Below are 6,371 nucleotides of genomic sequence, written 5' to 3' on the forward strand. Positions count from 1 at the left end.
TTGACCGGCTGAACCCTGCGCCATGCAGCGGCCGGTTTCGCGGAGCCAGCGGGCACGGCCCGCTCAGCCTCCAGATCCAGCACCAGACGCAACAGGGCTTCCGGTGTGACTGGAACCAACGCCGAGCAGGCTTCCGCCTCGCTGACCTGGGCGACCAGCAGATCACGGCAATGCTGCAGCCCACCCCCTGCCCAGAACAGGCCCCAGGCCCGTTTATCGAGCTGCAAGGCCACCCAGCGGTGCGGGCGGGCATCGTTGCGGATCAACTGCGCAGCCTTGGCCAGGCTCCAACTACGCCCTGCTGCCACGGATGGCTGCGCTTCCAGCAACAACCTTCCCTGGGGGTCACGGGTGTAGCCCGTGGCCACCTGCAGCGAGAAGACATCAATGATCTGCACCCGAGCACCAGCCTTGCGCTGACTGGCATCAGGCGACCAGAACACCAGCGCACCACGCTCGCTGGCGATACAACGCTCCATCTGAGTGTTGGTGGGCATCGCGTGGTAGCCCCTCGTCCATTGGTTGCTCAAGTCTGCCTGCATCGCTCTTGCACGAGAACGGCATCAGACCGATCGTTGGAACCCCGGCCACCGGCGAATGCCCCCCGACGATTCCAGCGACGATCCCTATGTGCAGGTGACCCTTGAGCTGCGCCAATCCACCCTGGTGTGGCTGGATGGCTTGCGCGAGGAGTGGGGACTGCGCAGCCGCGGGGCACTGGTGAGCCGCCTTCTCGATGAACTGGCCCAGCCCTCCAGCGATGCGTAAGACCCTGTTGATCGCTGCCGGGATGCTGCTGAGCGCCGGTGCGGCGCTGGCCCAGCAGCCGGTGCGCCCCCTCCCGAAAGTGGGAGGGTGTCCACTCGGCTACTACAGCTCTGGCAATTACTGCGTGCCCAGCTCCGGGGGCAACACCCGCGGCGCCATTGAGAAAAGTGGTGCTGGCTGCCCGCTGGGGTTCTACTCGTCTGGCAACTACTGCCTCAGCAGCCCCAGTAACGAGCGCGAGGCCATTCAGAAAACGGGCAACGCCTGCCCGTTGGGCTGGTTCAGCTCCGGCTCCTACTGCGTGAAGAGCCCGTGATCTCGATGCTGCCGGACCAGTGCATCGACAGTTCCTGATCAAATAACAACCACTGGGTCTGGAATTTTTTGGCGGGGCTAGCGTTCAACCCCCAATGCCAGTTGCTGATCCGGCAGCTTGGTGATTGTGATCTGCTCCACCCGAACCAACCTGGGCTGCTCATCCGCCGCAGCTTCGTAGCTGCCCTTCACACACACGGCTGCATTGAGCAGGCCGATGATGTCTCCGTCGTAGAGGGGCTCGTAGATGCAGCGCATGCCGCTGCTGGCCCCCCTACCCCGGATCTCAAAGCGGCGGGCATCGAGATCCACCTCCCGCACCACGCCCTCGAACTCACCATTGCCCTTCAGGCGCCGGCTGCTGGGGGTATTGAGGCTGCGGCCAATGATCTGGCGGCTCTGCTTGGTGAGGGGCTGAGCCGGGCCCAGATTTTCATCGGGCTGCGGGCCGCTGAGGAACAGCTCACTGATCGCCTTGTTCTGGGCGGATGGTGCCAAGCGCCTGGCTGCCACCATCACCGTGTCGCGCACGGCGGGATCGGGGAACTGCTCGTAGATGGCCTCGCTGATCTGGCCGTCCCGAATCAGACGTGGAATTGCAGGCAGGCTCTGCACGGCCGTCTGCACTGCCTGGTAAAGGTCATCGGTCACCCCGGGTAGCACCGCCTGGCCATCGGCACCTACATCCCCGGGGCGAGGCACCCGCATGCCAACCACAAGGCTGCCGTAGGTCACCCCTGCCAGCTGGGGGTCCAGATCGGCCGGCCAGCGCACCTTCTTCTCTTCCATTCCGGCGATCGCCTTGGCCACCTTCTGGATCTCGTCCCGGAGCTTTCCGAAGACAGTCGTCACCAGCGACACAGGCGGCTCTCGATGGGCGACACCGGGCCCCCGGTAGCGGGCGATCAGATCCGCGTTGTCGGCCAGCAGGGCATAGGAAAAGTCCTCGCGGTAGAGCTTGGCCAGCATCTCCATGTAGGCACTGGTGATCTCTTCCGGCTCCTGCCCCATGCGCCTAGCCAGTTCCCGAGCGGACTGGAGCTCCCGGTGAATGATGCGGGCTTTGGCCTCTATCGCGTCGATCCAGCCACTCATCAGATCAACCTCAACACGCCCTTGCGGTGGCCGTGGTGCAACCCCATCTCGAAGGCTGTCTGGGGTCGCAGGGTCTGCAACAGATCAACGAAGTCCTGCTTGAGACCCTTCAAGCCTGGGAGCATCTCGATCTGATAGCAACCCAAGAGTTCGGCTTTCCGCTGAAACAGAATCTGTCCTTCCCACTGCTCTTCATCGGAGAGGCCGCTGAGTTCCAGCACGAGATTGATGTTGCTGGGGCTGGCTTTTTTGCTCACATAACTGCCATCGAGAAGAACCGGAGGCGCCATGGTGAACCGCGGCGTCAGTTCAACAGCGATGAACTCCCGCAGCAGTGAGGTCAGCCGCCGCCGCTCGTCATTCCAGGCCAAGTTCACCTCTACCTCCTTGATGGTGCACTCATGAATGCCACCAGGCAGCAGGCCAAACCGATCGAAGGAAGGGATCGGCATCCGCTATCCAGCAATCGCTGCCCCGAGGCTCAGGGCCCTGCCTGCTGCTGCGACAGATGAAGCCGCCTCGATGATCGTGCTGATGGCGTAGCCGGGCATGGGCTGCCGCGATTGCCAGGTTTATACCCAGTCCTCGGCGATCCGGGTAGCTGATGACAGGGTCCGATGGCATACCGGCCGGGAGTGCCAGCCGGGAGAGGCGCTGGCGCCTCAGAGCACGTGCACCCTGGCCTGGGGCCCAAGCACTCGCTGCTGATTGGAGGCCAGGATCATGGCCTCGGCCCTGGGCGCGTAGTGCGGCTGGGCGCTGATGCGCCCCTCGCGATCGAGGAACAGCACCCGCAGCAGCTGGCCGGCGGCAACCGCTTCGCGGAAGCCGGGGCTACGAGCAGGTGCACCGAGATGATGCGGATCGGGCAGGCGCGGACCAGGAGAGTGGCGGCCATGGCTGGGCTGGCGAACGACACCGCCGTTCAGCCCCCACCCATGACCACCCACAACGCTTGTCATGGAGTCGAGTCGAGGCCCGGTACGCCGAAATCCCAGTCCGCAACTGAAAGACCAGCCAGGCCCTGCTCGATCCGGGGCGTCTTTGACAGAATGGGGACGCTGAGCAGCATGCATCCCGTGCGTCTCTACACGGTGGGCCACTCCAACCAGACTCTGGGCCAGCTGGTGGGACTGCTCCAGTTGCATGGGATCAACGCTGTGGCGGATGTCCGCTCCATGCCTTACAGCCGCCGTCTACCACAGTTCAACAGGCCTGAGCTTGAGGCGGAGTTCCACAAGCACGGCATCCGCTACGTGTTCCTTGGAGAGGAGCTGGGCGCCCGGCGGGAGGAGGAATCGGCCTACGACGGGCTGCAGGCTGCCTATGAACGTGTGGCTCAGTTGCCAGCCTTTCAACTAGGCCTGAGCCGGGTGCTGAAGGGGCTGGGACGAGGGATGACCCTGGCGCTGCTATGCGCAGAGCGGGACCCCCTGACTTGCCATCGATCAATCCTAGTCAGCCGGCACCTTCAGGCCAGGGGGGTGGACGTGCAGCACATCCTTGGAGATGGATCACTGGAGAGCCATCAGGAGCTCGAACACCGCATGCGCCGGGCCTTGCAGAGACTCGGCATCTTGGAGGTCTCAGGAGGAGATGTGCAGCTGGATCTTCTAGGTCGCGAGGTCACTCAGGGCCGACCAATCAGCCCAGAAGAAGAGCTTGATGAGGCCTACCGCCAACAGGGGCGACGGATTGCTTACACCAAACCACTGATTGCCGCCTGATGCATTCCCATGGGTAAGAAGATCACGCTCTACACGATCGGATTCACCAAGAAGAACGCCAGGCAATTCTTTGAATTGATACAGAAGAGTGGAGCAAATAAAGTGCTGGACACGCGACTGAACAATGTTTCGCAGCTGGCGGGATTCACCAAGAAGGATGATCTTGCATTCTTCTTGGATAAGGTGGCTGGGGTAAGCTATGATCACGCCCTGAAGCTCGCGCCTACTGACGACATTCTAAAGAGCTACAAGAAAGGCGAGATCACCTGGGACACATATGCCACCGCTTACAACGATCTGATCGACAAGCGCCATGTCGAAGATCTCTTTCCAGCCGACTTGCTGGATGGGGCTTGCTTGCTTTGCAGTGAGGCAACTCCACACCATTGCCACAGAAGGCTGGCAGCAGAGTTCTTCAAGAATCATCTTGGAGGAGGAGTGGAGATCGTGCACCTCTGAGGTATGGAAACTACTGTGCTCTGCCTGGCCAACTCTAAAAAGGAGGGCGAACGCTGCATCGCCGGCATCGATGTGCGTACCGGGCAGTGGGTACGCCCCGTAAGCCGCCATACCCCAAAAGGGGAGGTGCCTCTTCGCGAGCGTCAGGCAAATGGCCAAGAGCCGCAACCCCTAGATCTAATCCAGATGGATCTAGCTCACAATGGTCCTGCTGGGTTTGACTACTGCCATGCCAAAGAAAATCGCTGGATCGAAGCGACACCCTGGACAAAGTTAGGTGTGGCTGGCACCAGAGATCTTCATCGCTATCTCTGCACCGCTGCTCGGATCCTGCATTCCCAAGCCAAGTACACACGTCCCGACGTGATCGAGTTAAAGCCACTTGCTGAGCGCACGACTCTTGAACTTCGCAAAGTACGCCGTATTGATTTTGACCAAAGTGGCGGCAAGTGGAAAGCCACGCTGTCCACAGCCGAAGGCATTGAGCTTCGGGGGATTAGCGTCACTGACTGCGTACTTACTGAACAGCTCAATGGTCGGGAAATCACCGGGCAGCAGGGCTATGCAGTGATCAGTCTCAGTGTTCCTTGGACTCCACCGATAGAGGACTGGGCTGAGGGGCCTGTGGGCTGGAAGCTACTGGCTGGTTGGATTACTGAATAGGCTTAAAGAGTGAGTTGCGAACCATTTTCCCTGAAGGCATCGAATTTGGCCAAGCCCCAGCATGGTTCTAGCGTTGATGAAGGGCCAGGAGATCAACCTGACTTGTGGGAGTCCATGCCTGGAGGTGTTGCCCCTTAGCCAACAGAGTGAGGAAGTCCAGCATCAAGTGGCTGAGCAACTCTCCCAGCTTTCGATCGAGCCCCTGATCTGCGCAGCTTGCTGACCGTTGCAGTGGTCAGGTGATGTGATGAGGCCCCACTCAAGGTGGAGCCTCCTGACGCTGCCATCCATCCACTGCCGGTGACTACTGCTGCACCAAGAACGCCTCAATCCAGTCGTGGTGGCACTTCTGGTTGATCCGATCGGCGATTGTCACCGCTTCCTCTGGCACCTGGAACCGCTTGCGGAAGGCCCGGGTGAGGCTCTCCAGCCGGGGCCGGGGGAGCGCCCGCAGGCTGCTGTGGAGGTGCTGGATCGTTCTGACATCGAGTGCCACCTGGCCGGGGTCGACCAGGGCCGGGGATGCAGTGGTGGGGGAGGGAGCGCCAGCCGCCGCCCGGCTCACGGAAGGCTGCTGCCCACCTGGCCGCTGCGCTCCCTCTCCCTGACCTGCTGCGCTGCTGACCTGCCGCTGCGCCTTGTCGTAGAGCGCCAGGCCAAACGGGTTCCCAAAGGTCATCAGTGCCCGCTTCATGGCGTCGGTTTCGGCCTCCTTGAGGGCGGATTCATGGGCCTGCCCCAGGTCGACGTCGATGCCGTGGCCGGCGCCGCTGCCCTCCCGAACCAGGGGCATCAGGCTTCCGGCGCTAACAGTGACGCGCACGCGGGCGGTGTAGGTGACGCCCCAACCGTGCTTCTGATCCCGGCCGATTGTTCGTTCCGCCTGGGCGACGCAGCGGACGGCGATGGTCTGCCGCTGCCAGCCATCGAAGCCAAAGATGCGGTTGGCTTCCGCGATCACCTGCCAACCTTCCAGATAGCTCACTCGGCTGCGGCCCTGCTCCCGCTGGCGGACGTTGGCCCGATCGAGGGGAGCGGCGAGGGCAGCGAGCTGCTCGGGGGAGAAGCCTGGGGACTGAACCGAGACGGCGGCCGACGCTGATTCCGGCGTGGCTGATGAAGAAGCAGCCTCGGCGCGGTCAGGAGATCGGATCAGCTCCAGGGCCGAAGGCGGCCTTTGGGCGAGGCGAGGAGCAGAGGGGCGACTGGAGGTGCGGGTTCCGTTTGTAGAAGGAGCGGCGACGGTCATGGCGATGGAAGCAATGGTGTGAAGAGGGGAGGGGTCCCGGCTGCACCACCGGAATCCCACTTGCAGGTGGCCTGAAGCCGTCAGTGGATGCGCCA

General features: G+C 62.2%; 10 protein-coding genes. 5 read left to right on the forward strand and 5 right to left on the reverse strand.

From position 1 onward, the window contains the following. A partial coding sequence (locus tag KBY71_RS14305) for a hypothetical protein (protein WP_254929564.1) occupies positions 1-497 on the reverse strand: 497 nt, incomplete at its 3' end. Between the two features lie 100 nt (positions 498-597). On the opposite strand from KBY71_RS14305, the gene KBY71_RS14310 reads away from it, so the two are divergent. Both KBY71_RS14310 and KBY71_RS14315 read left to right on the forward strand, forming a co-directional pair. Continuing rightward, complete coding sequence (locus KBY71_RS14310) at positions 598-768, forward strand: hypothetical protein (protein ID WP_254929565.1); 171 nt, start codon at positions 598-600, stop codon at positions 766-768. Next, positions 761-1,084 carry a hypothetical protein gene (locus tag KBY71_RS14315; RefSeq protein WP_254929566.1) on the forward strand — a complete coding sequence of 108 codons (324 nt, stop codon included), beginning with the start codon at positions 761-763 and terminating at the stop codon, positions 1,082-1,084. The genes KBY71_RS14310 and KBY71_RS14315 overlap by 8 nt, the downstream gene beginning before the upstream one ends. A gap of 77 nt (positions 1,085-1,161) precedes the next feature. Here KBY71_RS14315 and KBY71_RS14320 read toward each other — a convergent pair whose 3' ends face one another. The 3 genes from KBY71_RS14320 to KBY71_RS14330 form a co-directional block, all read right to left on the reverse strand. After that, positions 1,162-2,178: a hypothetical protein gene (locus KBY71_RS14320; RefSeq protein ID WP_254929567.1), complete on the reverse strand. Its 1,017-nt coding sequence runs from the start codon at positions 2,176-2,178 to the stop codon at positions 1,162-1,164. Beyond that, complete coding sequence (locus KBY71_RS14325; RefSeq protein ID WP_254929568.1) at positions 2,178-2,630, reverse strand: DUF6932 family protein; 453 nt, start codon at positions 2,628-2,630, stop codon at positions 2,178-2,180. The genes KBY71_RS14320 and KBY71_RS14325 overlap by 1 nt, the downstream gene beginning before the upstream one ends. 210 nt (positions 2,631-2,840) lie before the next feature. Continuing rightward, entirely contained in the window at positions 2,841-3,140 is a 300-nt protein-coding gene (locus tag KBY71_RS14330) for a hypothetical protein (protein ID WP_254929569.1), read from the reverse strand. Positions 3,141-3,248: 108 nt separating this feature from the next. Here KBY71_RS14330 and KBY71_RS14335 point away from each other — a divergent pair, with 108 nt between their 5' ends. Genes KBY71_RS14335 through KBY71_RS14345 form a run of 3 tightly spaced genes read left to right on the forward strand, consistent with a single transcriptional unit; the run spans position 3,249 to position 5,027 of the window. Beyond that, entirely contained in the window at positions 3,249-3,905 is a 657-nt protein-coding gene (locus KBY71_RS14335) for a DUF488 family protein (RefSeq protein ID WP_254929570.1), read from the forward strand. A 9-nt stretch (positions 3,906-3,914) separates the two neighbouring features. Continuing rightward, positions 3,915-4,364 carry a DUF488 family protein gene (locus KBY71_RS14340; RefSeq protein WP_254929571.1) on the forward strand — a complete coding sequence of 150 codons (450 nt, stop codon included), beginning with the start codon at positions 3,915-3,917 and terminating at the stop codon, positions 4,362-4,364. Between the two features lie 3 nt (positions 4,365-4,367). Further along, the gene (locus KBY71_RS14345) at positions 4,368-5,027 is read left to right on the forward strand and encodes a dual OB domain-containing protein (RefSeq protein ID WP_254929572.1); all 660 of its coding nucleotides are present in this window, start codon (positions 4,368-4,370) and stop codon (positions 5,025-5,027) included. Between the two features lie 304 nt (positions 5,028-5,331). Here the strand turns inward: KBY71_RS14345 and KBY71_RS14350 are convergent. After that, positions 5,332-6,371 (reverse strand): RAD52 family DNA repair protein (locus KBY71_RS14350; protein WP_315858573.1); only part of this gene is annotated, 1,040 nt, incomplete at its 5' end.

Source organism: Cyanobium sp. T1B-Tous, assembly GCF_024345475.1.
GTDB lineage: Bacteria > Cyanobacteriota > Cyanobacteriia > PCC-6307 > Cyanobiaceae > Cyanobium_A.

Excerpts from the sequence above, each read along its gene's own strand:
- KBY71_RS14315 (WP_254929566.1), top strand. The coding sequence starts at position 761 with ATGCGTAAGACCCTGTTGATCGCTGCCGGGATGCTGCTGAGCGCCGGT.
- KBY71_RS14320 (WP_254929567.1), bottom strand. The coding sequence starts at position 2,178 with ATGAGTGGCTGGATCGACGCGATAGAGGCCAAAGCCCGCATCATTCAC.
- KBY71_RS14325 (WP_254929568.1), bottom strand. The coding sequence starts at position 2,630 with ATGCCGATCCCTTCCTTCGATCGGTTTGGCCTGCTGCCTGGTGGCATT.
- KBY71_RS14330 (WP_254929569.1), bottom strand. The coding sequence starts at position 3,140 with ATGACAAGCGTTGTGGGTGGTCATGGGTGGGGGCTGAACGGCGGTGTC.
- KBY71_RS14310 (WP_254929565.1), top strand. The coding sequence starts at position 598 with ATGCCCCCCGACGATTCCAGCGACGATCCCTATGTGCAGGTGACCCTT.
- KBY71_RS14335 (WP_254929570.1), top strand. The coding sequence starts at position 3,249 with ATGCATCCCGTGCGTCTCTACACGGTGGGCCACTCCAACCAGACTCTG.
- KBY71_RS14340 (WP_254929571.1), top strand. The coding sequence starts at position 3,915 with ATGGGTAAGAAGATCACGCTCTACACGATCGGATTCACCAAGAAGAAC.
- KBY71_RS14345 (WP_254929572.1), top strand. The coding sequence starts at position 4,368 with ATGGAAACTACTGTGCTCTGCCTGGCCAACTCTAAAAAGGAGGGCGAA.